Source organism: Pseudomonas sp. TH32, from assembly GCF_016650855.1.
In the GTDB taxonomy this organism is placed as follows: Bacteria; Pseudomonadota; Gammaproteobacteria; order Pseudomonadales; family Pseudomonadaceae; genus Aquipseudomonas.
The window spans coordinates 3,375,007-3,401,458 of sequence record NZ_JAEKFA010000002.1 but is presented as its reverse complement, the minus strand read 5'-3'; the positions used below and the strand labels follow the sequence as shown (position 1 = coordinate 3,401,458).

22 protein-coding genes, 2 tRNA genes and 3 rRNA genes are annotated in these 26,452 nt (G+C 58.5%); 15 read left to right on the top strand and 12 right to left on the bottom strand.

Annotated elements, in window-relative coordinates; genetic code table 11:
- Nucleotides 1-125: 125 nt before the first annotated feature.
- A complete protein-coding gene (locus JFV30_RS19085) occupies nt 126-587 on the bottom strand; it encodes a VOC family protein (RefSeq protein ID WP_201124921.1) in 462 nt (153 codons plus the stop codon).
- A gap of 235 nt (nt 588-822) precedes the next feature.
- Here JFV30_RS19085 and JFV30_RS19080 point away from each other — a divergent pair, with 235 nt between their 5' ends.
- Genes JFV30_RS19080 through JFV30_RS19070 form a run of 3 tightly spaced genes read left to right on the top strand, consistent with a single transcriptional unit; the run spans nt 823 to nt 3,521 of the window.
- Nucleotides 823-2,046 carry an SfnB family sulfur acquisition oxidoreductase gene (locus JFV30_RS19080; protein WP_201124920.1) on the top strand — a complete coding sequence of 408 codons (1,224 nt, stop codon included), beginning with the start codon at nt 823-825 and terminating at the stop codon, nt 2,044-2,046.
- A gap of 3 nt (nt 2,047-2,049) precedes the next feature.
- Entirely contained in the window at nt 2,050-2,715 is a 666-nt protein-coding gene (locus JFV30_RS19075; RefSeq protein ID WP_010166559.1) for a methionine ABC transporter permease, read from the top strand.
- Nucleotides 2,716-2,750: 35 nt separating this feature from the next.
- Nucleotides 2,751-3,521: a MetQ/NlpA family ABC transporter substrate-binding protein gene (locus JFV30_RS19070; RefSeq protein WP_201124919.1), complete on the top strand. Its 771-nt coding sequence runs from the start codon at nt 2,751-2,753 to the stop codon at nt 3,519-3,521.
- Between the two features lie 130 nt (nt 3,522-3,651).
- Here the strand turns inward: JFV30_RS19070 and soxR are convergent, their stop codons facing one another.
- On the bottom strand, nt 3,652-4,095 hold the full coding sequence (soxR, locus tag JFV30_RS19065; RefSeq protein ID WP_201124918.1) for a redox-sensitive transcriptional activator SoxR: 444 nt from the start codon (nt 4,093-4,095) through the stop codon (nt 3,652-3,654).
- Between the two features lie 90 nt (nt 4,096-4,185).
- On the opposite strand from soxR, the gene JFV30_RS19060 reads away from it, so the two are divergent.
- On the top strand, nt 4,186-4,548 hold the full coding sequence (locus tag JFV30_RS19060) for an antibiotic biosynthesis monooxygenase (protein ID WP_201124917.1): 363 nt from the start codon (nt 4,186-4,188) through the stop codon (nt 4,546-4,548).
- On the opposite strand, the gene JFV30_RS19055 is transcribed toward JFV30_RS19060, so the two are convergent.
- From JFV30_RS19055 to msuE, 4 genes are read right to left on the bottom strand one after another with little or no spacing between them, the layout of a single operon-like run.
- Nucleotides 4,540-5,643, bottom strand: coding sequence for a sigma-54 interaction domain-containing protein (locus JFV30_RS19055; RefSeq protein WP_010166567.1), 1,104 nt, complete (start codon nt 5,641-5,643; stop codon nt 4,540-4,542). The two genes, JFV30_RS19060 and JFV30_RS19055, sit on opposite strands and share 9 nt — an antisense overlap.
- A gap of 11 nt (nt 5,644-5,654) precedes the next feature.
- Nucleotides 5,655-6,842, bottom strand: coding sequence for an acyl-CoA dehydrogenase family protein (locus JFV30_RS19050; protein ID WP_010166569.1), 1,188 nt, complete (start codon nt 6,840-6,842; stop codon nt 5,655-5,657).
- 47 nt (nt 6,843-6,889) lie between these two features.
- A complete protein-coding gene (gene ssuD / locus JFV30_RS19045; protein WP_201124916.1) occupies nt 6,890-8,035 on the bottom strand; it encodes an FMNH2-dependent alkanesulfonate monooxygenase in 1,146 nt (381 codons plus the stop codon).
- A 9-nt stretch (nt 8,036-8,044) separates the two neighbouring features.
- Entirely contained in the window at nt 8,045-8,608 is a 564-nt protein-coding gene (gene msuE / locus JFV30_RS19040; RefSeq protein WP_010166573.1) for an FMN reductase, read from the bottom strand.
- Between the two features lie 397 nt (nt 8,609-9,005).
- Here msuE and JFV30_RS19035 point away from each other — a divergent pair, with 397 nt between their 5' ends.
- From JFV30_RS19035 to JFV30_RS19025, 3 genes are all read left to right on the top strand, one after another.
- Complete coding sequence (locus JFV30_RS19035) at nt 9,006-9,275, top strand: hypothetical protein (protein ID WP_201124915.1); 270 nt, start codon at nt 9,006-9,008, stop codon at nt 9,273-9,275.
- Between the two features lie 228 nt (nt 9,276-9,503).
- Nucleotides 9,504-10,664: a cysteine desulfurase family protein gene (locus tag JFV30_RS19030; RefSeq protein ID WP_201124914.1), complete on the top strand. Its 1,161-nt coding sequence runs from the start codon at nt 9,504-9,506 to the stop codon at nt 10,662-10,664.
- A 36-nt stretch (nt 10,665-10,700) separates the two neighbouring features.
- Nucleotides 10,701-12,509, top strand: a complete 1,809-nt coding sequence (locus JFV30_RS19025) for an aminopeptidase P family protein (RefSeq protein WP_201124913.1) — start codon at nt 10,701-10,703, stop codon at nt 12,507-12,509.
- On the opposite strand, the gene JFV30_RS19020 is transcribed toward JFV30_RS19025, so the two are convergent.
- A complete protein-coding gene (locus JFV30_RS19020; protein WP_201124912.1) occupies nt 12,502-13,410 on the bottom strand; it encodes a LysR family transcriptional regulator in 909 nt (302 codons plus the stop codon). The genes JFV30_RS19025 and JFV30_RS19020 overlap by 8 nt on opposite strands.
- Nucleotides 13,411-13,525: 115 nt before the next feature.
- On the opposite strand from JFV30_RS19020, the gene JFV30_RS19015 reads away from it, so the two are divergent.
- The gene (locus JFV30_RS19015; protein WP_201124911.1) at nt 13,526-14,521 is read left to right on the top strand and encodes a zinc-dependent alcohol dehydrogenase family protein; all 996 of its coding nucleotides are present in this window, start codon (nt 13,526-13,528) and stop codon (nt 14,519-14,521) included.
- On the opposite strand, the gene JFV30_RS19010 is transcribed toward JFV30_RS19015, so the two are convergent.
- Together JFV30_RS19010 and JFV30_RS19005 are read right to left on the bottom strand one after the other, a co-directional pair.
- The gene (locus JFV30_RS19010) at nt 14,518-15,108 is read right to left on the bottom strand and encodes a 2-hydroxychromene-2-carboxylate isomerase (RefSeq protein WP_201124910.1); all 591 of its coding nucleotides are present in this window, start codon (nt 15,106-15,108) and stop codon (nt 14,518-14,520) included. The genes JFV30_RS19015 and JFV30_RS19010 overlap by 4 nt on opposite strands.
- A 35-nt stretch (nt 15,109-15,143) precedes the next feature.
- Nucleotides 15,144-15,875 (bottom strand): SDR family oxidoreductase, encoded by a 732-nt coding sequence (locus JFV30_RS19005; protein ID WP_169385838.1) that lies wholly within the window; start codon nt 15,873-15,875, stop codon nt 15,144-15,146.
- Between the two features lie 89 nt (nt 15,876-15,964).
- Between JFV30_RS19005 and JFV30_RS19000 the strand changes: the two genes are divergently transcribed.
- The gene (locus tag JFV30_RS19000; protein WP_169385837.1) at nt 15,965-16,525 is read left to right on the top strand and encodes a TetR/AcrR family transcriptional regulator; all 561 of its coding nucleotides are present in this window, start codon (nt 15,965-15,967) and stop codon (nt 16,523-16,525) included.
- Nucleotides 16,526-16,537: 12 nt separating this feature from the next.
- On the opposite strand, the gene JFV30_RS18995 is transcribed toward JFV30_RS19000, so the two are convergent.
- Both JFV30_RS18995 and rhtA read right to left on the bottom strand, forming a co-directional pair.
- Nucleotides 16,538-16,819 carry a hypothetical protein gene (locus JFV30_RS18995; RefSeq protein ID WP_003210144.1) on the bottom strand — a complete coding sequence of 94 codons (282 nt, stop codon included), beginning with the start codon at nt 16,817-16,819 and terminating at the stop codon, nt 16,538-16,540.
- A gap of 167 nt (nt 16,820-16,986) precedes the next feature.
- Nucleotides 16,987-17,874, bottom strand: coding sequence for a threonine/homoserine exporter RhtA (gene rhtA / locus JFV30_RS18990; protein ID WP_003210146.1), 888 nt, complete (start codon nt 17,872-17,874; stop codon nt 16,987-16,989).
- A gap of 697 nt (nt 17,875-18,571) precedes the next feature.
- On the opposite strand from rhtA, the gene JFV30_RS18985 reads away from it, so the two are divergent.
- The 5 genes from JFV30_RS18985 (at nt 18,572) to rrf (ending at nt 23,787) form a co-directional block, all read left to right on the top strand.
- Nucleotides 18,572-20,108: ribosomal RNA gene (locus JFV30_RS18985) — 16S ribosomal RNA — on the top strand.
- An 83-nt stretch (nt 20,109-20,191) separates the two neighbouring features.
- Nucleotides 20,192-20,268, top strand: a tRNA-Ile gene (locus tag JFV30_RS18980).
- Nucleotides 20,269-20,298: 30 nt separating this feature from the next.
- Nucleotides 20,299-20,374: transfer RNA gene (locus JFV30_RS18975), tRNA-Ala, on the top strand.
- A 247-nt stretch (nt 20,375-20,621) separates the two neighbouring features.
- Nucleotides 20,622-23,515 (top strand): 23S ribosomal RNA (locus tag JFV30_RS18970).
- 156 nt (nt 23,516-23,671) lie between these two features.
- Nucleotides 23,672-23,787, top strand: a 5S ribosomal RNA gene (rrf, locus tag JFV30_RS18965).
- Together the 16S, 23S and 5S rRNA genes with 2 tRNA genes alongside form the textbook arrangement of a ribosomal RNA operon.
- Before the next feature lie 143 nt (nt 23,788-23,930).
- Here the strand turns inward: rrf and JFV30_RS18960 are convergent.
- Nucleotides 23,931-24,821, bottom strand: a complete 891-nt coding sequence (locus JFV30_RS18960; protein ID WP_201124909.1) for a LysR family transcriptional regulator — start codon at nt 24,819-24,821, stop codon at nt 23,931-23,933.
- A gap of 101 nt (nt 24,822-24,922) precedes the next feature.
- Here JFV30_RS18960 and JFV30_RS18955 point away from each other — a divergent pair, with 101 nt between their 5' ends.
- On the top strand, nt 24,923-26,338 hold the full coding sequence (locus JFV30_RS18955; RefSeq protein WP_201124908.1) for an aldehyde dehydrogenase family protein: 1,416 nt from the start codon (nt 24,923-24,925) through the stop codon (nt 26,336-26,338).
- Nucleotides 26,339-26,452: the final 114 nt, after the last annotated feature.

The following is a 26,452-nucleotide window of genomic DNA, read 5'->3' as shown; positions in this document are numbered from 1 at the left end:
AGTGCAGGTCAACTGTGGGAGCTGGCTTGCCTGCGATGCAGGCAACTCGGTGTATCAGTCGCACCGAGGTGATGCCATCGCAGGCAAGCCAGCTCCCACAGTTGGGTTGTGTCGCCCAGGCGACTTCATCCTTGCTTGAACAACGCCTCGGCCCGCTGGCGAACCTGTGCCTCGGTCAAATCCTCCTTGCGCGTAGCCAGGAACCACACGTGCCCGAACGGGTCTTTCAGCGTCCCGGAACGGTCGCCGTAAAACTGATCCTTGGGCTCTGAAATCGCCGTGCCGCCAGCCTTGATCGCCCGGGCGAACTGTTGGTCGACGTCTTGCACGTAGAGATGCAGGCACACACTGGGGTGTTCCTTGCCCGGGCTGCCGAACGACATCTCGCCGCAGGGCGAGGCCATCATGATCGGCGAATCACCAATGCGCAGTTCGGCATGGCCGACCTTGCCGTCGGGCATGTCCAGGCGCATGACTTCGGTGGCGCCAAAGGCTTGTTTGTAGAACTCGATGGCTTCAGCGGCTTTGTCGATGCCCAGGTACGGCGTGATGCTGTGATAGCCCTCGGGAATGGGGTTAACGCTCATTTCGTTCTCCTTGATTGTGGTTATGGAGGGACGGCTTTTTCACTATAGGCCACGTGCGCCGTGGCCTGCGGGCAGCCGACGAGGTGTTGCCCAGGCAACAGCAAACCGGCAGTTTGCTGCGCCGTGGGCGGTCTGCCGCGCGTAGATCGGGCGCAAACCCTTGTGTTTGAAGGCCTGGCGCCTCAGGCACAGAAGCTGCAATGCCTCAGGTAAATCATTCGCCCGAGAGCGTTGTATGTCTGTACTGCCTGTATCTGCCGATTACCCGATTCACTCACCTCACGCCGAGCTGATCCGCGACGAGGCCCATGCCCTGGCCGTTGCCCACCAAGTCGCCGCCGTATTGCTGGAACAAGACGCCGAACGCGATCGCACCCGCCAGGTGCCGGCGGACGTGGTCGACCTGTATTCCAACAGCGGCCTGTGGGGCATCAGCGTGCCCCGCGAGTTTGGCGGCGCCCAGGTGTCCTACGCGGTGCTGGCCCAGGTGATTGCGATTATCTCGGCGGCCGATCCCTCGCTGGGGCAAATCCCGCAGAACCATTACTGCCTGCTGGAAGACATCCGCCTGCAAGGCACGCCTGAACAGCAGGCGTACTTTTTTGGCCTGGCGCTGGAGGGGCATCGGTTTGCCAACGCACTGTCGGAAACCGGCGGCAAGAACGTCCAGGACATCCAGGCGACCATCCGCCGGCAAGGCGACGGCTATGTGATCAACGGCCGCAAGGGTTATTGCACCGGTTCGCTGTACGCCCACTGGCTGGCGGTGCTGGCGCTGGATGAACAGCAAAATGCGCAACTGGCGTTCGTGCCGCGCGGCACTGAAGGCCTGGTGGTGGTCGATGACTGGGACAGCATGGGCCAGCGCACCACGTCCAGCGGTACGGTGTTGGCCGAAAACCTGAAGGTGCCGGCGTTCAACCTGTTTCCTACCCATCGCTCCTACGATTCGCCGACCCTGGCCGGGCCATTCGCCCAACTGACCACCGCCGCCATCGACGCCGGCATCGCCCGTGCCGCGCTGCGTGACACGGTGCAGTTCGTCCAGCAATTCGCCCGCCCATGGATCGATGCCAGGGTGGAAAAAGCCAGCGAAGACCCGCTGACCATTATCCAGGTCGGTGCGCTGGATATTCGCCTGGAAGCGGCGGAAGCCCTGCTGGAACGGGCCGGAAAAGCCCTCGACGCCGCGCGCCCGGCACCCGATGAAGACAGCGTCGCCCATGCCTCACTGGCCGTTGCCCGGGCCAAGGTGCTGACCACCGAAATCGCCATCGACGCCAGCAACAAACTCTTCGAACTCGGCGGCACCCGGTCCACCTTGAAGAAGCACAACTTCGACCGGCACTGGCGCAATGCCCGGGTGCATACCCTGCATGACCCGGTGCGGTGGAAGTACCACGTGGTGGGCAACTGGTTGCTCAACGGCGCCAAGCCCCCGCGTCACGACTGGTCTTGAACCATGGCCGAGCTGTTTAAAAACATCTATTGGGCCGACATCGGCCAAGCGTGCCTGGAAACCCTGAGCATGCTCAGCGCGGCCCTGGGTTTTACCGTGCTGCTCGGGTTGCCGCTGGGGGTGGTGTTGTTCCTCACCGGCAAGCGCCAGTTGCACGAAACCCTGGTGGTGTACCGCGCGTTGTCGGTGGTGGTGAACGTGCTGCGTTCGCTGCCGTTCATCATCCTGCTGATTGTGCTGATCCCGGTGACCACCTTGCTGGTGGGCACCTCATTGGGCGTGCCCGGCACGATTCCGCCGTTGGTGGTGGGCTGTACGCCGTTCTTCGCGCGGCTGGTGGAAACCGCCTTGCGTGAAGTCGACCGTGGCGTGGTGGAGGCCACCCAGTCCATGGGCGCCAGCACCTGGCAGGTGATCCGCCATACGCTGTTGCCGGAAGCCCGGGGCGGCCTGCTGGCGGCGGTCACCGTCACCGCGATTGTGCTGGTGGACTACACCGCCATGGCCGGGGTGATTGGCGGCGGTGGCCTGGGCGACCTGGCCATCCGCTACGGCTATCAGCGTTTCCAGACCGACGTGATGGTGGTCACCGTGTTGCTGCTGTTGGTGCTGGTGCAGGCCCTGCAAATGACCGGCGACCGCTTGGTGGCGCGTTACAGCCGCCGTTAAAACCTATTCCTAGAACGACTGCTTTCGGAGCAATCATGAAAAAATCCCTGGCCATTTTGGCTGCTGTCTTCTCCCTGAATGCCCTCGCCAACGAGACGTTGGTGGTGGGTGCCACACCCGTGCCTCACGCCGAGATCCTGGAGTTCGTCAAACCCGCGCTGGCCAAGGAAGGCGTGGACCTGCAAATCAAGGTCTTCACTGATTTCATCCAGCCCAACCAGCAACTGGCGCTGAAGAACATCGACGCCAACTACTACCAGTACCGGCCATTCCTGGATGACTACAACAAGACCCGGCACACCAATCTGGTGCCGGTGGTAGGCGTGCACATCGAGCCGTTCGGCGCTTATTCGACCAAGATCAAAAATATCTCCGAGCTGAAAGACGGCGCCACGGTGTCGATCCCCAACGACCCGGTCAACACCGGCCGCGCCTTGGTGCTGCTGGACGAAGCCGGCCTGATCAAACTCAAGGACCCGAGCAACACCCTGGCCACCCCACGGGACATCGTCGAGAACCCCAAGCACCTGAAAATTCGTGAGCTGGAAGGGGCGTTGCTCGCGCGTTCAGTGAGCCAGGTGGACCTGGCGTTCGTGTTCGCCAACTACGCCCTGGAAGCCGGGATCGACACCAACAGCGCGTTGATCGTCGAGAAGGGCAAGAGCCTGTACGTCGAGTACCTGGTAGCGCGCCCGGACAACATCAACGACCCGGGCATCCAGAAGCTGGCCAAGGCGTTGAACTCCGATGAAGTGCGCCAGTTCATCCTGACCCGCTACAAGGGCCAGATAGCCCCGGGTTTCTAAGCTCGATGGAGATCGAAATGTGGGAGCGGGATTGCTCGCGAAGGCGGTGGGTCAGCCACTGCATCTGGCGACTGATACCCCGCTTTCGCGAGCAAGCCCGCTCCCACATTGATCGAGTGTTACCCCGCCATTATGTGGACGGCTCCAAGAGTTGTGCCCCAGACCCGCGCTCACCCAGTACATCATCGTGATTACGCAGTGGGCACGCCTCCAGCGACAAACACCCGCAGCCAATGCAGCCACTGAGTTTGTCCCGCAGCAGCATCAGCTTGTCGATGCGCTGGTCCAAATCCTCACGCCACAGCGCAGACAGGCGTTCCCAGTCGGCAGCCGTTGGCGTGCGGCCATCGGGCAAGGTTTGCAGCGCCTCATGGATAGTCGCCAGGGGGATGCCCAAACGCTGGGCAATCTTGATCACCACCACCCGGCGCAACACGTCCCGCGGGTAGCGCCGTTGATTGCCGGCGTTGCGGTTGCTCTTGATCAACCCCTTGGTTTCGTAGAAGTGCAGCGCGGTGACCGCCACGCCACTGCGGGCCGCCAGCTGGCCGACGGTGAGTTCTTTGGTGACCATGAAAAAGCCCTTGACCTTGACTTAACTAGAGGTTTTACCCTGCGTGGCATCGAATCGCAAGATTGTGCCTACAGTGAGAGGGAAATGTTCATGCAGGTATCAGAGAAGAGTCTGAGTTTCACCCAGATGGTCGAATTCCAGATCGAACCTCAGCAGCAATCGGCTTTGGTGGCGGCCCTGTCGTCCCAGAGCGAGCGTTTGGCCCAAGGCCATGGCGGCTTTATCAATGCGAGTGTGCAGGTCAGCGATGATGGACGCCGGGTGCTCAGCTACCTGCAATGGCGCTCCCGCGAAGACGGGGAGGCGGCCTTCAAGTGTTTTGAGCACGGTGAGGAAGATTTCTGGACGCTGATCCGCGCCCACCAGGCCACGGCAGTGACCTTCGGTTCGTTCCAGGTGCTGCGCAGCATCGAGCGCAGCCATGACAACGCCTTGCACTGCCGCCTAAATTGACAGGTGCAGCATGCGCTCGCCCTGAACGTTCTCGCCGGGACGTCGCTTGTTTACCGCCAGTTCACCGATCTTGATCAAACGGGTCCGGGTCACGTTGCGGCTCAGGCCCAGCAGGTTGGCGGTGTGCACCTGGTTGTAATGGCTGAATCGGTACGCGGCACGCAGCAACGCATCCTCGACCTTTTCATGCAGGGCGCCGGCCTGTTCTTCGAAAAGTTTTTGAAAGGCCCGTTCCAGCAAGGCTTCAGCGCTGTTGTCGATGCCGTGCTGGCTGTCGTCCTGACGCTCGATGCGCATGTTCGACAGGCGCAGATCGTCGCGCTCGATCACGCCATTGCGGCAAATCAGCAGGGTGTGGTGGATGACGTTTTCCAGTTCGCGGATGTTGCCCGGCCAACTGTAGCTCTTGAGTTTCTGCTCGGCCTCGCGGCTTATGGTGATGGGGCCATAACCCAGGCGCTGGCTGTAGGCTTCGATGAAGTGACGGGTCAGTGGCAGGATGTCACCGGGGCGGTCCCGCAGCGGGCTCAGCTCCAGGCTGACCACGTCGAGGCGGTAGTACAGGTCCTCGCGAAAATGCCCGGCGTTGATGGCTTTTTCCAACTGAACGTTGGTGGCAGCCAACACCCGCACGTCGATGGGGATGCTTTTGCGCGAGCCCAGGCGCACCACTTCGCGTTCCTGCAGGACGCGTAGCAGCTTGACCTGAATCGCCATCGGCAAGTCGCCAATTTCATCGAGGAACAAGGTGCCGCCGTCGGCCTCTTCGAACCAACCGGCCTTGGCGCTGAGAGCGCCGGTGAAGGCGCCTTTTTCGTGGCCGAACAGCTCGGCTTCCACCAGGGATTCGGAAAACGCGCCGCAGTTGACCGCCACGAACGGCCGGTTGCGCCGCGCGCTGAGGTTGTGGATATGGCGCGCCACCAGCTCTTTACCGGTGCCGGTTTCGCCGATGATCAGCACGCTGGCTTCGCTCGGCGCGACTTGCTGGATGTGCGCCAGCAACGCCTGGGATTTGGGGTCTTCGAAGACCTGGGCCGTGGCGCGGATCGAGGTCGCAAGAGCGGGCGAGGGCGGTAAGGTTAAAAGCTGCATGGGCACCTCTTCTAGGAGTAGAACGTGGGAATCGGCAGGGACTGGTTCAGCGCCCAGTCCCCCAGTTCGTGGAGTTTGTAGTCCACCGGATCGTGCAACGTTTGCGTGCGCAGGTTGCGCCAGTGCCGGTCCAGGCGCAGGGAGGCGTGGGTGGAGCGCGCGCCGGTGACTTCGAACAGGCGGCTGCACAGTTCCAGGCCGTTGCGGGTAGCGGCCACTTTGGCGGTGGCGATGGCGATGGCCAGTTCGCCGCGCTCGCTTTCACTGAGGCTCGGGCCTTTGGCCCAGGCCTGGTCCAGCAGTTCGGCGGCACGCTCCACCAACAGGCGCACGCCTTCCAGCGCGACCCAGAATTCGCCGTAGTGGTTGAGCACGTACGGGTCCTGGCGAATGTCCTGCACCGTGGATTTATGCCAGGGCCGGGTTTCGGTCAGGGTGTAGTTGCGGGCTTCGGCAAACGCGCCTTCGGCGATGCCGAGGAACATGTGGGTGAAGGTCAGCTGGGCGATCAGCGGGCGCAGACAGGCGAAGGGCGTGCTGAGCGGGCCGGGATCGAGGAGCAATTCCGACTCTTCCACGCGTACCCGTTCGAAGGTGGCGCTGCCGCTGTCGGTCTGGCGCTGGCCGATGTTGTTCCAGTCGTTGTGCAAGGTGATGCCGCTGCGGCCGCTGGGGATGGCCGCAATCAGCAGTTTGCCGCCGGCGCTTTCATCCACCGCCGAGGCGATCAGCATTTCCGAGTCGCTGGCGCCGGAGCAGAAACTTTTCTTGCCGGAAAATTCGCGCCAGCCGCCGAAGGCCTTGACCACCGTGCGTGTGTCCAGCGGGTTGAGGGCGTTGCCCCAGAACCAGTTTTTACGCGCGGTCTGTTCGAACCAGGGTTGCCATTGCTCCGGGCGGGAGAACAGGCGCACGGTGGCGAGCATCAGATGATGAAACCCGAAGACGTGGGCGATGGAACTGTCGACCTTGGCGAACTCGCGCACGATCTCCAGGGTCTCGCTCCAGCGGGCGCCGAGGCCGCCGTATTGGGTGGGAATGCTCAGGGCCAGCAAGCCGCTCTGGCGCAGGGCGTCACGTTCGGTCTTCGGGGTGCCGCCACGCTCGTCGCGTTCGACGGCGGTGAGGGCGAATTCGGCGGCCAGCAGTTTGGCGGTCTGCAAGGGGGAGGGCAGGACGCTGTTGGGTTTGGCTGTCACGCGGTATTCCTCATGGTGTGCCGGGGCGTACCCCGGCAGACGGCAGGTCAGGCCTTGGCTTTTGCCGGCAGCACGTCGTTGGCAATCATTTCGCCGAACGGTCCGGTGAGGTTGGTGACGCCGCGCCCGGCCAGGCTGGCGTAGGGTTCCGGCAGCAGCGGGAACACCAGCTCGGCAAAGCGGTACGCCTCTTCCAGGTGCGGGTAGCCGGAGAAGATGAAGCTTTCGATGCCCAGGTCCGCGTATTCCTTGATCCGCTCGGCGACTTGCGCAGGGTTGCCCACCAGGGCCGTGCCCGCGCCGCCCCGCACCAGGCCGACACCGGCCCACAGGTTGGGGGCAATTTCCAGGTTGTCGCGACGCCCGTCGTGCAGCGCGGCCATGCGCCGCTGGCCTTCGGAGTCAAAGCGCGAGAAGGATTTTTGCGCGGCGGCGATGGTTTCGTCGCTGATGTGTTCAATCAGTTTGGCGGCGGCTTTCCAGGCGTCTTCTTCGGTTTCGCGCACGATCACATGCAGGCGAATCCCGAACTTGACGGTGCGGCCATGGCGCGCTGCGCGCTCGCGAACGTCGGCGAGTTTCTCGGCGACGGCGGCCGGTGGTTCGCCCCAGGTCAGGTACACGTCCACCTGTTCGGCGGCGAGGTCGTGGGCGGCATCCGAGGAACCGCCGAAGTACAGCGGTGGATATGGCTTCTGCACCGGTGGGTACAGTGCCTTGGCGTTCTGCACACGCAGGTGTTTGCCTTCAAAATCTACCGATTCGCCCTGCAACACGCGGCGCCAGATCTTGAGGAATTCGTCGGTCACTTCGTAGCGTTCGCTGTGATCGAGGAAGCTGCCGTCGCCGCGGTTTTCGTCGGGGTCGCCGCCGGTCACCACGTTGATCAGCAGGCGGCCACCGGACAGGCGGTCTAGGGTGGCAGCCATGCGTGCCGAGACGGTCGGCGAGATGATCCCCGGGCGAATCGCTACCAGGTAACGCAGGCGTTCGGTCAATGGCACCAGCGCCGAGGCGATCACCCAGGAGTCTTCGCAGGAGCGGCCGGTGGGGATCAGCACGCCGTGGTAGCCGAGGTTGTCCGCCGCTTGAGCGACTTGTTTCAAATAGTTGAGGGTGACCGGGCGAGCGCCTTGGGTGGTGCCCAGGTAATGGCCGTCACCGTGTGTAGGCAGAAACCAGAAAACATCCATGACAAATCCTTAAGCGATTTTCAGCAGAGAGGTGGGATGCGCGGCAAACAATGGCGCGGCGCGTTCTGCAGCAAGGCGAATGCGGGCCTTCAAGGGCTCACTGGTTATGTGGTAATCGGTGAAATCGGCCTCGGTGGCGTACACGCCAATCGGCAAGGTCAGGGCCTGGAAGAAACTGAACAGCGGGCGCAGTTGGTGATCGAGTACCAGGGCGTGGCGTTCGCTGCCGCCGGTGGCCGCCAGCAACACCGGGGTGTTGATCAGCGCGTTGAGGTCGACCAGGTCGAACAGGTGCTTGAGCAGGCCAGGGTAGGAGCCGCGATACACCGGGGCGGCGACGATCAGCAGGTCGGCCTGCTCGATCGCTTGCAGTTGGGCTTCGACGTCGGCGGGCAGTTCCTGGCGCGACAGTGCGCCTCCCAGCGGCCGGGCAATGTCGCCGAGTTCAATCAGGGTGGTCTGGATCGGCAATTGATTGGCCAGTTCGGCCAGCACGGCCTGGGTCAGTACCAGGGTGCGGGACGGGCGCCAGGTTCCGCCGGAGAGGGCAACGACATTCAGTGGACGAGTCATCAACAGTTCCTTTTTCAACAGTGGCTCAGGGCAAGAGCAGTAGCGGGGCTTGAGCAAGAGCTGTACCAAACTGCGCAGCCCTTGATTGGCGAGGCCTCTGGGCCAGGTGTTGGAAAATGGCGGTGTTGTCTGCCTGGTGTTTTGTTGAATGACTGTTGCCTGGGCAACAGTTGCCAGGCGAACAGTGGCGTGAGCGCTGAGGCCATTTATAGAGGGTTGTATTTATTCCGTAAATGAACGTATTTCCATATTTATAGATCTGTATGGAATATGTGGCGTGACTATCACAGGTGTCGCAAAGGTTGATAGCGACTATCACGGCTGATGATTTTTCACCGTGCAGGGGCGGGAGTAGCCTGTGTTCATTGACTTCAACCCGTTTCGCAGGACCTTCGCCATGAACCGTTTTCTCGCCATTGCCGTATTGCTTGTCACCTCAGTCCTTGCCGGTTGTGCGACCCATTCGTCGCCTGAATTGCGTGCCTACTCGGCTGAAGAGAGCAAGGAACTGGCGCTGGAAGCCCTGAGCCGTCGGGGCCTGTCGTTTGATGAATACCAACAGAAGAAAGCTGAACTGACTGGCCAGCCACAGAACACGTTTGGTTTTGACCGCCAGGGCGAAATGAATGCCGAGCGTGGCGTGACGCTGCACGGTCGCCCCAGTTGAGTCAGTGGCCAGGTCTGAAGAGCCCGAGGTTTCCCACAGGAACCTCGGGCTTTTTGTTTGCCATCCGTTTCCCGGAGCCTGTTAAGCTGAATTTCAGGAGCGTTCCTACGCACTTTTAAATAAAGTGGTCTTTCTTTAACGGCACGGGATCAGGTAAACCATCTTCCTTTCTGATCGCTGCCCCTGAGACGCTGCTCTCGGGAACATGCTCTGCGAGTCTTTAACGTCATGAATAAACGTCCGCTGTATTTCGACTACGCCGCCACCACGCCGGTGGATGAGCGGGTCATCCAGGTGATGGTCGAGTGTCTGGGTTTCAACGCCAACTTCGGTAACCCTGCGTCCAGTTCCCATGCGTTCGGCCAACAGGCCCGGCAAACGGTTGAACAGGCGCGGCGCCAGGTGGCCGAACTGGTTGGCGCCGAGCCGGCACAGATTGTCTGGACCTCCGGTGCCACCGAGTCCAACAACCTCGCCATCAAGGGCGTCGCCCAGGCGCGGGGCGTGGCCGGTGGGCATATCATCACCAGCCAGATCGAACACAAGGCCACGCTCGACACCGCTCGCCAGTTGCAGGAAGCCGGGGTTGCCGTGACGTACCTGGTGCCGGACGCCGAAGGGTTGATCAGCGCCGAGGCGGTGAGTGAAGCATTGCGTGAAGACACCTTTTTGGTGTCGCTGATGCTGGTGAACAACGAGTTGGGCACCCTCAACGATATCCAGGCGATTGGCGCGCGAGTGCGTGAGCATGGGGCGTTGTTTCACGTGGATGCGGCGCAGGGCGCGGGCAAGGTGGCGATTGACCTGGCCGAGTGGCCGGTGGACCTGATGTCGTTTTCCGCCCACAAGCTCTATGGTCCCAAGGGCATCGGCGCCTTGTACGTCGGCCCGCGTGCGCAGCAGAAAGTGCTGGCGCAGATTCACGGCGGTGGCCATGAAGGCGGCTTGCGTTCCGGCACCCTGGCGACTCACCAGATCGCCGGCATGGGCACGGCGTTTGCCCTGGCGGCAGCGTCCTTCGCTGAAGAAAAGGCGACCATCGTCGCCTTGCGCGAGCGCCTGCTGGAACAGATGAATACCATTGCCGGGGTGCGCCTCAATGGCAGCCTTACCCAGCGTATCCCCCACACCTTGAGCCTGACGTTCAGCGAGGGCGAGTTCAACTCCGCCGCCCTGAGCGCGGGCATTGCCTTTTCGGCGACCTCGGCCTGCAATTCGGCGAGCAATGCACCGTCCCATGTGCTTCTGGCGCTGGGCCATGATGCCCGCAGCGCAGGTCGCACCATTCGCTTGAGTCTCGGTCGGTTTACCACCGAGCAGGACATCGATCAGGCGGTACAACTGATCAAGGCGGCACTGGCCAGCGCACCGGCTTTCTGGGCCGTTTGACCCCATAACAATTATTAGTGGTTAGCAGGAGACACGATGAGCACACAGCCTTTGACCCATGGAACGGTTCCCCAGCGCCTGGCGCATACCCGCGAACTGATGAGCCGCGAAGGCATTCATGCCCTTTTGGTGCCGTCGGCCGACCCGCACTTGTCCGAATACCTGCCGGGTTACTGGCAGGGGCGCCAGTGGTTGTCGGGTTTTCACGGCTCGGTGGGCACACTGATTGTCACCGCGGATTTCGCCGGTGTGTGGGCAGACAGCCGCTATTGGGAACAGGCGACCAAGGAACTCAAGGGCAGCGGTATCGAATTGGTCAAGCTGCAACCCGGCCAGCCCGGGCCACTGGAATGGCTGGCGGAACAGACTCCGGAAGGCGGCGTGGTGGCAGTGGACGGTGCGGTCATGGCCGTGGCCTCGGCGCGTACCCTGGGCAGCAAGCTGGAAGCACGTGGTGCACGCTTGCGCACGGACATCGACCTGCTGAATGAAGTCTGGCAAGACCGCCCAACCTTGCCGAACCAGCCGATCTATCAACATCTGCCGCCCCAGGCCACCGTCAGCCGCGGCGAAAAACTCGCGGCCCTGCGCGAAAGCTTGAGCGAGAAGGGGGCCGACTGGCATTTCATCGCGACCCTGGACGATATCGCCTGGCTGTTTAACCTGCGTGGTGGTGACGTTTCGTTCAACCCGGTGTTTGTGTCCTTTGCCTTGATCGGTCAGCAGCAGGCGACATTGTTTGTGGCTTTGAGCAAAGTCGATGCCGAGCTTCGTGCCGTGCTGGAGCAGGATGGCGTGGCCCTGCGTGATTACAGCGAAGTCGCAGCTGCATTGAAGGCCATTCCGTCGGGCGCCAGTGTGCAGGTCGATCCGGCACGGGTGACCGCCGGCTTGCTGGAAAACCTCGGCAGTGGCGTCAAGCTGATCGAAGGGCTTAACCCGACCACCTTGGCCAAATCGCGTAAAAGCCTGGCGGACGCCGAGCATATTCGCCAGGCCATGGAGCAGGACGGCGCGGCCTTGTGCGAATTCTTCGCCTGGCTCGACAGTGCGTTGGGCCGTGAGCGCATCACCGAACTGACTATTGATGAACACCTGACGGCGGCCCGTACCCGCCGGCCGGGTTATGTGTCGCTGAGTTTCAACACGATTGCCGCGTTCAACGCCAATGGCGCGATGCCGCACTACCACGCGACTGAAGAAGAGCACGCGCTGATCGAAGGCGATGGCTTGCTGCTGATCGACTCCGGTGGCCAGTACCTGGGTGGCACCACCGATATCACGCGGATGGTGCCCATCGGCACGCCAACCGAAGAGCAGAAACGCGATTGCACGCGGGTGCTCAAGGGTGTGATTGCCTTGTCCCGCGCGCATTTCCCCAAGGGCATTCTTTCGCCGCTGCTGGATTCCATCGCCCGTGCGCCGATCTGGGCCGAAGGCGTGGACTACGGCCACGGCACCGGTCATGGCGTCGGCTACTTCCTCAATGTGCATGAAGGCCCGCAGGTGATCGCCTATCAAGCCGTCGCCGCACCGCAAACCGCGATGCAGGCCGGCATGATTACGTCCATCGAGCCGGGCACTTACCGTCCGGGGCGTTGGGGTGTGCGGATCGAGAACCTGGTGCTGAACCGTGAAGCGGGCAAGACCGAGTTTGGCGAGTTCCTCAAGTTCGAGACACTCACGCTGTGCCCCATCGACACCCGTTGCCTGGAGCCGTCGTTGCTGACGGTGGACGAGCGCCAGTGGTTCAACGATTACCACGCGCAAGTCCGCGAGCGCTTGAGCCCGCTGCTCAGTGGCGCGGCGCTGGAATGGTTGCAGGTGCGTACGGCTGCTATCTGAGGGGCTGCAGTTCGGGCGCCTGGGTCAGGGCATCGGCCATGTAGTCGATAAACGCTTTGACCCGGGCGGACTGACGGCGATTGGGTGCCGAAACGGCATGAATCGGCAGCGACTGCGGGGTGTAGTCCTGCAGCAAGGCGACCACCCGGCCGGCCTTCAGGTCATCAAAGAACAACCACAGGGGCGATAGCGCAATGCCGAGCCCCGCCAATACCATCTCGCGTACAGCCTCGGAGTTATTGCTCTGGGCGTTGCCCTTGATCTTGACGCTGTGCCGCGTCCCGTCCTTTTCGTAGACCCATTGGTTCTGGCTGCTGAGCAGGTTGAACAGCAGGCAATTGTGCCGGGCCAGCTCTTGCGGTGTTTGCGGCGCCGGGTGTTTGGCCAGATAGGCCGGGCTGGCGAGGGTGACCCGGTGAGTAGTGCCGATCTGCCGGGCGATCAGGCCGCTGTCGCGCAACTCGCCGATGCGCAGGGTAACGTCCAGGCCTTCGCTGACCAGGTCCTGATTTTGATCGTTCAGTTGCAGGTCAACCTGTACCTGTGGGTATCGATCGAGAAATCCCGCCAGGCGTGAGGCGATGTGCAGGCGACCGAAGCTCACCGACGAGCCAATGCGTAACGGACCGGCGACAGCCTCCCTGCCGGACTGGAAGCTGTGTTCTGCAGCATCCACCGCCGCGAGGATTTGCCGGCAATGGCTGTAGTAGCGCTGGCCTTCGTCTGTCAGGGAGAGTTTGCGGGTGCTGCGGGAAATCAGCTTGCCACCCAGTTCTGTCTCCAGTGCACGCAGTACTTTGCTGATGGTGGGCTGAGTGGTGTGCAATTCCCGGGCAACCGCAGAGAAACTCCCGCGCTCGATCACCCGGACGAAAATGGCCATTGCGTTGAGCTTATCCATGGGGCTACCAATTCATGCCAAATGAGCATGGTCACTATAGCGGTTTGGCGTCTTATCGGCATGAATGGCTGGGCACATCATGGTGATCACTTCCTGATGAATCGAGATCGCGACCATGACTGATACAACTCAAATGCATGCCCTGGTGGTGGATGTGGCGAATGGGCCGTTACGGCTGGCAACGATTCCAAGGCCGATGCCGGGGGAGGGTGAGGTGCTGGTGAAGATCAAGGCCAGTGGCCTCAACCCGTTGGACGGGAAAATTCGTGCAGGCGAGGCGGCCCATGCCCGTCAGCCGTTGCCGGCTGTGATTGGCTTGGACTTGGCGGGGATCATCGAGACGGTGGGCCCGGGTATCAACGAGTGGAAGGCGGGCGATGAGGTGTACGCCCTGGCGACGGGAGTGGGCGGCATCCAGGGCTCGTTGGCGGAGTTTGCCGTGGTGGATGCGCGCTTGCTGGCGAGAAAACCCGTGACCCTGAGCATGCGCGAAGCCGCGGCATTGCCGTTGGTGCTGATCACCGCATGGGAAGGGCTGGTGGACCGTGCGCATGTAGGTCCGGGGCATAAAGTACTGATTCAGGGCGGTGCGGGTGGTGTAGGACATGTCGCCGTGCAAGTGGCTAATGCATTTGGCGCCGAGGTGTTTGCGACCGGTTCAGCCAGGCAGCGGGCGTTGATCGAGGGGCTGGGCGCTACGTTTATCGACTACCAACAGCACACCGTCGAGGAGTACGTAGCCTTGTACACGGCGGGCGAAGGTTTTGACATTGTGTATGACACGGTGGGCGGGCCGACGCTGGATGCGTCCTTCCGGGCGGCCAGGACTTATCACGGGCATGTGCTGAGTTGTCTTGGCTGGGGTTCTCATAGCCTGGCGCCGTTGTCGTTTCGCGGGGCGACTTACTCCGGGGTGTTTACCCTGCTGCCGATGCTGACGGGCAAGGGGCGGGAGCACCACGGGCAGATCCTTGCCGAGGCGGCGCAGTTGATTGATGACGGGAAGCTCACGCCGATTCTCGACGGGCGTCAATTCGACCTGCACACGGCAAACGCCGCCTGCGAGTTACTCGCCGGCGGCGCTCAAAGGCGTCTGGTGATTGAAATCTAGCTCAGCGCTTCGCGGACAAACTCCAGGCGGTCCTGGCCGAAAAACAACTGGTCGCCGACGAACATCGTAGGCGCCCCGAATACGCCGCGCTGGATGGCGTGCTCGGTGTTGTCCTTGAGGGTGGCCTTGACGGCGTCGTCATTCGTCAACGCCAGGACTGCTTCGGGATCAAAACCGTGTTCAGCCAGCACCGCAGCCACCACAGCAGGATCACCCAGGTGACGGCCTTCTACCCAAAGGGCACGGAACAGGCAATCGATGAAATCCTGAAAACGCTCGGGTTGGCGCATTTGGACACCGGTGACTGCGCGCATCAGTGTCAATGTATTGATGGGGAAGTGCGGGTTGAACTTGAGCGGGACGTTGTAGCGCTGGGCGTAGCGCGCCAGGTCCTGAAGCATGTAGCGGCCTTTGGCGGGAATGGTGACCGGTGATGCATTGCCGGTGGCCTTGAACACGCCGCCCAGCAACATTGGCTTATAAATCAGCTGGGCGCTGGTTGCAGCGCACAGGCCTGGAAGCTGCGTATAGGCCAGATAGGTGGCAGGGCTGCCGAGGTCGAAGAAAAACTCCACGGTTTTACTCATGCTGGGTACTCGCTGTTTATTGTTATGGGGCGTGCTTACCAGGGTTCATTCCAGGGGCGCAGGTCCAGCTCGAAGGTCCAGGCGTCCCGGGGCTGACTGTGCAGGTACCAATAGTTATCGGCGATGTGTTCGGGGTTGAGAATACCGTCCTGATCCTTGAGGGCGTACTTCTGCGGGAAGTTGTCACGAATGAAGTCAGTGTCGATGGCGCCATCCACGACTACGTGGGCGACGTGGATGTTCCTCGGACCCAACTCGCGGGCCATGCTTTGCGCCAGTGCGCGGATCCCGTGTTTCGCGCCTGCGAACGCGGCAAAGCCGGCGGCACCGCGCAATCCGGCAGTGGCACCGGTAAACAGGATGGTGCCGCGGTGACGGGTGACCATGCGCTTGGCCACTTCGCGCGCGTTGAGGAAGCCAGAGAAACAGGCCATTTCCCAAATCTTGAAGTACTTGCGGGCGGTTTCTTCCAGGATGCTGCACGGTACATTCGCACCGATGTTGAACACAAAAGCTTCAATGGGCCCCAGCTCGGTTTCAATCTGTTCGATCAGCGCAATCACGTCTTCTTCCTTGCGGGCGTCGCAGGCAAAGCCATGTGCCTCTCCGCCGGCCGCCTGGATGCTGTCCACCAAGGGTTGCAGTTTTTCGGCGCTGCGCCGGGTAACGCATGCGACATAACCTTCACGGGCGAAGCGTTTGGCAATTGCGCCGCCAGTAGCATCACCAGCACCCACTACCAGTACGATTTTCTTGTTGTTCGTCATGGGAGATCCTTTAGTAAACGATCGTTTGGTAAACGAACGTTATGCTATGATCCGGCGGGCGTCAAGCTGACAACACCAGGGGGAAAGCGATGCGATATTCGGCCAGTCATAAGCAGGAAACCAGAGAGAAACTGCTGGATAGCAGTGCAGCCCTGGCGAAGAAAGAAGGGTTTGCCAGTGTCGGAGTGGATGGCTTGATGAAAGCCATCGGCTTGAGTGGTGGCGCGTTTTATAGCCACTTCGCCTCAAAGGACGAATTGTTCAGCTCGATTGTCGAGCGCGAATTGAGTCACAGCCTTGAGCGCTTGAATGGTAATGGCGTGCAGAGTCGGGAGCGGCTGGATCGCTGTTTGAAGTTCTACTTGAGCATGGCCCATGTGGAGCAGTCTGAAGCGGGCTGTGCGTTGCCGAGCCTGGGTGCCGAGATTGCTCGATCGGATGTGGCGGTGCGCCAACAGGCGCAGGACTGGATTTGCCGATTGCAGGCGGGGTGGGCTGCAACGCTGGGTAGCGAGGACCTGGCGTGGTCGATTTTGTCGCAATGCATCGGCGCCCTGGTAGTAGCGCGGATGATGGTCAACCCGCAGGTGCAGGCACAGGTGCTGTCATCGAACTACGACGTACTCAGCCAGCAACTGTCGAACCTGTAAAGGCGTCGGCAGTTACTTGCAGATCACTATCATGCTGCGGCTGGTGTAGCCGGCGGGGTTGAGACCAAACGGATAGTCGCCCGGGTCTTCAGCGTTGTCGCCCGACTTGGCGATGACTTTATAGCCTTTGGCACCACATGAATTGGCCGCACTGGCGTAGCACTGGTCCCAGGAGGAGGACAGGCCCGAGCAGTTGATATGCAGCCCCTTTTTTCCCCGTTTCACTTCGGTCTTGGTCGTCGCGGCACAACCTGCGATTGCCACAATCATGAACAGCATCAAAATTCGCTTCATTACTATCCTTAATAGCCGCCTCGCTTAAATGCACGAAGCTGGCTTTGCTCGCTCTCGAGTGTAGCGTTCATGATGTCCTTATCGAAATTCTCCATGAGTGACACTGGGTTACGGCCTAAACATGGCCTAATTGAGCGGCAAATGCCAGAGCTACGTCAAATCCTGAATCAATCGGCTGGAACGAGTGGCTTTGATTCGTTACGCATGGTCAGGGTTGCACCAACGGAGGCCAGGATAATGCAGGTAATGGCCAGCCATTGCGCCAGGGACAGGTGTTCTTGAAGGAAAAACAGGCCAGACAAGGCGCCGAACGCGGGCTCGATACTCATCAGGGTTCCGAATGTGCGGGCGGGCAAGCGGGTCAGGGCGACCATCTCCAGGGTGTAGGGCAGGGCGGTGGATAAAACCGCGACACCAATGGCGATCGGAATCAGTGAGGGCGTGAGTAATGCAGCGCCGGCGTGGACAATACCGATTGGCGCGACAAACAGTGCAGCAATCATTACGCCCAGGGCTGCGGTTTGTACGCCGTTGTCGGCACCGGCCTTTTGGCCAAACAGAATGTAGAGCGCCCAGCAGGCGCCTGCGCCCAGTGCGTAGGCGGCGCCTGTGAGATCAATGCCGCTGCTGGCTTCTCCTACGGGGATCAATAGTAGAAGGCCGACGATTGCCAAGGCTATCCAGAGAAAGTCTACCGCGCGTCGCGAAGCATAGATGGCGACGGCCAATGGGCCGGTGAATTCGAGGGCTACTGCGATTCCCAGGGGAACGGTCCGCAGTGACATATAGAAGAGGAAGTTCATTCCGCCCAACGCCATTCCGTAAACGATGACCGTCTGCAGCGACTTGGCTGTCAGCTTGGCGCGCCATGGACGTAATAGAAGCAGCATGATCACACTGGCAAAAATCAGGCGCAGGGTGGTGGTGCCCTGAGCACCAACGATGGGGAACATGCTTTTGGCGAGCGAGGCGCCTGATTGAATGGAGGCCATGGCAATGAGTAGCAGGCCGACCGGAAACAATGTCGAGGCCAGGCTACGGGGTGAGGTGGTCATTGAGGGTGTTCGTCCGAGGTCGTATTAAAGAAGCAGAAGTGGCTATGATGCTTAACTGTTGAGCAATGGGCAATATATTGCTCAATTTGTTCAGGATTCCTCTCTATATAGGTGAATTCCAGGATGGTCGGGATGGATTGATAGAAAATCGGAATTAAGGGTTGACGGCAGATTCTGGAAGTCTATAATTCGCCCCACTTCCGGCGCACTCGAAACGGAAAACTCCTTGGTAAACAAAGAGTTATGTAGGTTTCGACAGTGAGCTGCTTCAGATATCGAAGCCTGGAAGAAGTTGATAGAGCGGTGTAGTTTAGCTCTGTTAACGGTTCGATCTTCTCGGTCGAAAGCGGAGAAAAAGAGGTGTTGACAGCAGCGTGTAACGCTGTAGAATTCGCCTCCCGCTAACGAGAGATCGGAAGCGCAAGTGGTTGAAGTTACAAAGGAAACTTTGAAAGCTTCTGAAAATAATCACTTGACAGCAAATGAGGCTGCTGTAGAATGCGCGCCTCGGTTGAGACGAAAGATCTTAACCAACCGCTCTTTAACAACTGAATCAAGCAATTCGTGTGGGTGCTTGTGGAGTCAGACTGATAGTCAACAAGATTATCAGCATCACAAGTTACTCCGCGAGAAATCAAAGATGTAACCAACGATTGCTGAGCCAAGTTTAGGGTTTCTTAAAAACCCAAAGATGTTTGAACTGAAGAGTTTGATCATGGCTCAGATTGAACGCTGGCGGCAGGCCTAACACATGCAAGTCGAGCGGTAGAGAGAAGCTTGCTTCTCTTGAGAGCGGCGGACGGGTGAGTAATGCCTAGGAATCTGCCTGGTAGTGGGGGATAACGTCCGGAAACGGACGCTAATACCGCATACGTCCTACGGGAGAAAGCAGGGGACCTTCGGGCCTTGCGCTATCAGATGAGCCTAGGTCGGATTAGCTAGTTGGTGGGGTAATGGCTCACCAAGGCGACGATCCGTAACTGGTCTGAGAGGATGATCAGTCACACTGGAACTGAGACACGGTCCAGACTCCTACGGGAGGCAGCAGTGGGGAATATTGGACAATGGGCGAAAGCCTGATCCAGCCATGCCGCGTGTGTGAAGAAGGTCTTCGGATTGTAAAGCACTTTAAGTTGGGAGGAAGGGCAGTAAATTAATACTTTGCTGTTTTGACGTTACCGACAGAATAAGCACCGGCTAACTCTGTGCCAGCAGCCGCGGTAATACAGAGGGTGCAAGCGTTAATCGGAATTACTGGGCGTAAAGCGCGCGTAGGTGGTTCGTTAAGTTGGATGTGAAATCCCCGGGCTCAACCTGGGAACTGCATTCAAAACTGACGAGCTAGAGTATGGTAGAGGGTGGTGGAATTTCCTGTGTAGCGGTGAAATGCGTAGATATAGGAAGGAACACCAGTGGCGAAGGCGACCACCTGGACTGATACTGACACTGAGGTGCGAAAGCGTGGGGAGCAAACAGGATTAGATACCCTGGTAGTCCACGCCGTAAACGATGTCAACTAGCCGTTGGGAGCCTTGAGCTCTTAGTGGCGCAGCTAACGCATTAAGTTGACCGCCTGGGGAGTACGGCCGCAAGGTTAAAACTCAAATGAATTGACGGGGGCCCGCACAAGCGGTGGAGCATGTGGTTTAATTCGAAGCAACGCGAAGAACCTTACCAGGCCTTGACATCCAATGAACTTTCTAGAGATAGATTGGTGCCTTCGGGAACATTGAGACAGGTGCTGCATGGCTGTCGTCAGCTCGTGTCGTGAGATGTTGGGTTAAGTCCCGTAACGAGCGCAACCCTTGTCCTTAGTTACCAGCACGTTATGGTGGGCACTCTAAGGAGACTGCCGGTGACAAACCGGAGGAAGGTGGGGATGACGTCAAGTCATCATGGCCCTTACGGCCTGGGCTACACACGTGCTACAATGGTCGGTACAGAGGGTTGCCAAGCCGCGAGGTGGAGCTAATCCCAGAAAACCGATCGTAGTCCGGATCGCAGTCTGCAACTCGACTGCGTGAAGTCGGAATCGCTAGTAATCGCGAATCAGAATGTCGCGGTGAATACGTTCCCGGGCCTTGTACACACCGCCCGTCACACCATGGGAGTGGGTTGCACCAGAAGTAGCTAGTCTAACCTTCGGGAGGACGGTTACCACGGTGTGATTCATGACTGGGGTGAAGTCGTAACAAGGTAGCCGTAGGGGAACCTGCGGCTGGATCACCTCCTTAATCGACGACATCAGCTGCTCCATAAGTTCCCACACGAATTGCTTGATTCATTGAAGAAGACGATAAAGAAGCAGCCCGAAATTGGGTCTGTAGCTCAGTTGGTTAGAGCGCACCCCTGATAAGGGTGAGGTCGGCAGTTCGAATCTGCCCAGACCCACCAATTTTGTGTGGGAAACGCCTGTAGAAATACGGGGCCATAGCTCAGCTGGGAGAGCGCCTGCCTTGCACGCAGGAGGTCAACGGTTCGATCCCGTTTGGCTCCACCACTACTGCTTCTGAAAGTTGAAAGCTTAGAAATGAGCATTCCATCATTGTGATGGTGAATGTTGATTTCTAGTCTTTGATTAGATCGTTCTTTAAAAATTTGGGTATGTGATAGAAAGATAGACTGAACGTTACTTTCACTGGTAACGGATCAGGCTAAGGTAAAATTTGTGAGTTCTCTTAGTTGAGAAATTCGAATTTTCGGCGAATGTCGTCTTCACAGTATAACCAGATTGCTTGGGGTTATATGGTCAAGTGAAGAAGCGCATACGGTGGATGCCTTGGCAGTCAGAGGCGATGAAAGACGTGGTAGCCTGCGAAAAGCTTCGGGGAGTCGGCAAACAGACTTTGATCCGGAGATGTCTGAATGGGGGAACCCAACCATCATAAGATGGTTACCTTACACTGAATACATAGGTGTATGGAGCGAACCAGGGGAACTGAAACATCTAAGTACCCTGAGGAAAAGAAATCAACCGAGATTCCCTTAGTAGTGGCGAGCGAACGGGGACTAGCCCTTAAGTGGCTTTGAGATTAGCGGAACGCTCTGGAAAGTGCGGCCATAGTGGGTGATAGCCCTGTACGCGAAAATCTCTTAGTCATGAAATCGAGTAGGACGGAGCACGAGAAACTTTGTCTGAATATGGGGGGACCATCCTCCAAGGCTAAATACTACTGACTGACCGATAGTGAACTAGTACCGTGAGGGAAAGGCGAAAAGAACCCCGGAGAGGGGAGTGAAATAGATCCTGAAACCGTATGCGTACAAGCAGTGGGAGCAGACTTTGTTCTGTGACTGCGTACCTTTTGTATAATGGGTCAGCGACTTATTTTCAGTGGCGAGCTTAACCGAATAGGGGAGGCGTAGCGAAAGCGAGTCTTAATAGGGCGTCTAGTCGCTGGGAATAGACCCGAAACCGGGCGATCTATCCATGGGCAGGTTGAAGGTTGGGTAACACTAACTGGAGGACCGAACCGACTACCGTTGAAAAGTTAGCGGATGACCTGTGGATCGGAGTGAAAGGCTAATCAAGCTCGGAGATAGCTGGTTCTCCTCGAAAGCTATTTAGGTAGCGCCTCATGTATCACTGTAGGGGGTAGAGCACTGTTTCGGCTAGGGGGTCATCCCGACTTACCAAACCGATGCAAACTCCGAATACCTACAAGTGCCGAGCATGGGAGACACACGGCGGGTGCTAACGTCCGTCGTGAAAAGGGAAACAACCCAGACCGTCAGCTAAGGTCCCAAAGTTATGGTTAAGTGGGAAACGATGTGGGAAGGCTTAGACAGCTAGGAGGTTGGCTTAGAAGCAGCCACCCTTTAAAGAAAGCGTAATAGCTCACTAGTCGAGTCGGCCTGCGCGGAAGATGTAACGGGGCTCAAACCATACACCGAAGCTACGGGTATCATCTTCGGATGATGCGGTAGAGGAGCGTTCTGTAAGCCTGTGAAGGTGAGTTGAGAAGCTTGCTGGAGGTATCAGAAGTGCGAATGCTGACATGAGTAACGATAATGGGTGTGAAAAACACCCACGCCGAAAGACCAAGGTTTCCTGCGCAACGTTAATCGACGCAGGGTTAGTCGGTCCCTAAGGCGAGGCTGAAAAGCGTAGTCGATGGAAAACAGGTTAATATTCCTGTACTTCTGGTTATTGCGATGGAGGGACGGAGAAGGCTAGGCCAGCTTGGCGTTGGTTGTCCAAGTTTAAGGTGGTAGGCTGGAATCTTAGGTAAATCCGGGATTCTAAGGCCGAGAGCTGATGACGAGCTAACTTTTAGTTAGCGAAGTGGTTGATGCCATGCTTCCAAGAAAAGCTTCTAAGCTTCAGGTAACCAGGAACCGTACCCCAAACCGACACAGGTGGTTGGGTAGAGAATACCAAGGCGCTTGAGAGAACTCGGGTGAAGGAACTAGGCAAAATGGCACCGTAACTTCGGGAGAAGGTGCGCCGGTGAGGGTGAAGGACTTGCTCCGTAAGCTCATGCCGGTCGAAGATACCAGGCCGCTGCGACTGTTTATTAAAAACACAGCACTCTGCAAACACGAAAGTGGACGTATAGGGTGTGACGCCTGCCCGGTGCCGGAAGGTTAATTGATGGGGTTAGCTAACGCGAAGCTCTTGATCGAAGCCCCGGTAAACGGCGGCCGTAACTATAACGGTCCTAAGGTAGCGAAATTCCTTGTCGGGTAAGTTCCGACCTGCACGAATGGCGTAACGATGGCGGCGCTGTCTCCACCCGAGACTCAGTGAAATTGAAATCGCTGTGAAGATGCAGTGTATCCGCGGCTAGACGGAAAGACCCCGTGAACCTTTACTATAGCTTTGCACTGGACTTTGAATTTGCTTGTGTAGGATAGGTGGGAGGCTTTGAAGCGTGGACGCCAGTTCGCGTGGAGCCAACCTTGAAATACCACCCTGGCAACTTTGAGGTTCTAACTCAGGTCCGTTATCCGGATCGAGGACAGTGTATGGTGGGTAGTTTGACTGGGGCGGTCTCCTCCTAAAGAGTAACGGAGGAGTACGAAGGTGCGCTCAGACCGGTCGGAAATCGGTCGTAGAGTATAAAGGCAAAAGCGCGCTTGACTGCGAGACAGACACGTCGAGCAGGTACGAAAGTAGGTCTTAGTGATCCGGTGGTTCTGTATGGAAGGGCCATCGCTCAACGGATAAAAGGTACTCCGGGGATAACAGGCTGATACCGCCCAAGAGTTCATATCGACGGCGGTGTTTGGCACCTCGATGTCGGCTCATCACATCCTGGGGCTGAAGCCGGTCCCAAGGGTATGGCTGTTCGCCATTTAAAGTGGTACGCGAGCTGGGTTTAGAACGTCGTGAGACAGTTCGGTCCCTATCTGCCGTGGACGTTTGAGATTTGAGAGGGGCTGCTCCTAGTACGAGAGGACCGGAGTGGACGAACCTCTGGTGTTCCGGTTGTCACGCCAGTGGCATTGCCGGGTAGCTATGTTCGGAATAGATAACCGCTGAAAGCATCTAAGCGGGAAACTAGCCTCAAGATGAGATCTCACTGGAACCTTGAGTTCCCTGAAGGGCCGTCGAAGACTACGACGTTGATAGGTTGGGTGTGTAAGCGCTGTGAGGCGTTGAGCTAACCAATACTAATTGCCCGTGAGGCTTGACCATATAACACCCAAGCAATTTGCTGACCTGAAAAGGCACCAGATTGCGGTGTGTGAAGACGAAATGAACCGAAAGTTCGATTCTTGCAAACACCGAAAGCTGTCACATACACAATTTGCTGAAGCGAGGCCAACTGGTCACGACTCAGTACCCGAATTTCTTGACGACCATAGAGCATTGGAACCACCTGATCCCATCCCGAACTCAGCAGTGAAACGATGCATCGCCGATGGTAGTGTGGGGTTTCCCCATGTGAGAGTAGGTCATCGTCAAGATTAAATTCCGAAACCCCTGATTGCTAACGCAATCAGGGGTTTTGTTTTGGGCGGTCGAAAAGAAGCGAGCTTGCTCGCGAAAGACTTTAACGCTTACACGGGCCTACGGATGCCCCCCGCGCCTATAAACTCCGCCTCCCCGTTTAAAACCCTTGCTCCCTGATCAGCTCAATCAGTGCTCTTAACCCCGCCGGCACATGGCGCCGACCCGGATAATAGAGACGCAAGCAGTCAAAAGACGGCGTCCAGTCCTCCAGCACGCGTACTAGCGTCCCTTTCGCTAAATCAGCGGCCGCATTCCATTCCGTAAGATAGGTCAATCCCAGTCCCGCCCTGGCAGCCTCAAGCATCAGAGTCGGGTTATCCAGGGTCAAAGCACCCTGCACCTCTACAGCGATCGCCTCGCCATGACGCTCAAACTCCCAGTGATAGATTGCCCCACTGGGCATCCGGCTGCGAATACACGCATGAGCACGCAAATCCATGGGACTTAGGGGCATTGGGTGGCTGGCAAAATAGTCCGGGCTGCCCAATACCGCAAAACGCTGGGCAGGGCTGATATCAATCGCGATCATGTCTTGAGGAACGGTATCCCCCAGTCGAATCCCCGCATCAAATCCCTGCGCTACGATATCCACCAGGCGCCCTTCAGTGACGATATCCAACTTCATCCGAGGATGACGTCGCAGGTACTCCAGCAGCAGTGGCATCACCTGCTTTGCAGCACCCGCCGAGGTATTCAGGCGCAAGGTCCCGCTGGGTTCCGCGCTGCGATTTCCCGCCTGTTCCAAAGCCGTGCGGATGCTCAACAGTGCCGGGGTAATCGTCTCGACAAACTCTGCCCCCACTTCAGATAACGACACACTGCGCGTCGTGCGGTTGAACAGCCTCACCCCCATTCGCGCTTCAAGCCCTGCGATAGAGTGGCTCAGAGCCGACGTTGACACGTTCAACTCAGTCGCCGCCGCGCGAAAACTGCGATGCCTTGCCACGGCCAGTACGGCTTCCAGTTCATTCAGCCCGGATGTGTTCATTGTCCTGAATCACTCACTAACTCATGCCGATTTGTACGGCTTATCAGCTCAATCATAGTGACTTACCGTAGGACGCACTAGCTCAGCGTCCCGGAGGACCTATGCAACACATCAACCAGATTTACATCAACGGCGCCTTTGTGACGCCCCACGGCGAAGAGCGTTTTGACCTGTTCAATCCCGCGACGGGCCTGCGTATTGGCCAGGTTCGGTTGGCAAATGAACAGGACGCCCAGGCTGCCATCGCTGCCGCCAAGCGAGCGTTTGCCGAGTTTTCCCAAAGCTCCAAAGCGGTACGCATCGGCTATCTCCAACGCATGCACGCCGCCGTTGAATCGATTGAGGACGAGCTCACCCAGGCAATCATCGAAGAGTACGGTGCGCCGGTTTCCCGTGCGCGATGGATGGCCAGGCATGCCGCCAGCGTCCTGAAGGATGCCGCTTCGGTACTGGAGAACTACAACTTCTCCCGACGCATTGGCATCGCCGAGGTGGTCATGCAACCGCTGGGCGTGGCCGGATTGATCACACCCTGGAACAGCAATGCCGGTTTCATCTGCGGCAAGCTCGCTGCAGCGTTGGCCGCCGGCTGTACCGCGGTGATCAAACCCAGTGAGATGAGCGCCATCCAGACTTCTATTGTCACCCGTGCGCTTCATGAAGCGGGTTTGCCTCCCGGCGTGTTCAACATCGTCACCGGCCGTGGCGAAACCGTAGGCGCGGTGTTGAGCACCCATCCAGACATTGCAAAAGTCTCTTTCACAGGCTCGACTGCTGTCGGCAAAACGATCCTGCGTGCCGGCGCCGACACTCTGAAACGAATCACCCTGGAACTGGGCGGCAAATCACCGGTGCTGATTCTCGATGATGCGGACCTCAAGACCGCCGTGCCCATGGCGCTTCAGGCCGGCTTCATGAACAGCGGCCAGGCGTGCATTGCCGGCACTCGAATCCTGGTACCTGAAAATCGCCTGGCTGAAGTCGAAGCGCTGATGATCGAGGAGGTGGCCAACGTACGAGCCGGCGATCCTCATGATCCAGTTACCGCAGTCGGCCCCATGGTCAGTCAAAAACAATGGGAGCGGGTGCAGCGCTACATCCAGATCGGGATTGAGGAGGGTGCTCATCTATTGGCGGGAGGTCCCGGTTTGCCAGAAGGTATCAACGCCGGCTGGTTCGTAAGACCCACTGTATTCAGCCGCGTGAACAACCAAATGACCATCGCCCGCGAGGAGATTTTCGGCCCCGTATTATCGATTATTACCTACGCAACCGAGGACGAAGCCCTGGCCATCGCCAACGACACGCCCTACGGCCTCCAGGCGTACATCCTGTCATCAAACCCCGAACGCGCCCGCAGGCTGGCCAGCCACATCGACGCTGGCCGCGTCCTGATCAACACGCTGGCCCATGAGCCACTGGCACCGTTTGGTGGTTTCAAGCAATCGGGTATTGGCCGCGAGTACGGCACATTCGGCATGGAAGCCTTCCTGGAACCCAAGTCGGTCTTGAGCTGATTTCTCAGCATAAAAACGCATGAATAAGATCGCCGGCCCAAACCAAAGTGCATGAACAGCCCCATATGCACGCCGTTCAGGGAAATCGATGCAAAGTGTTTCTGCATTTTTGGT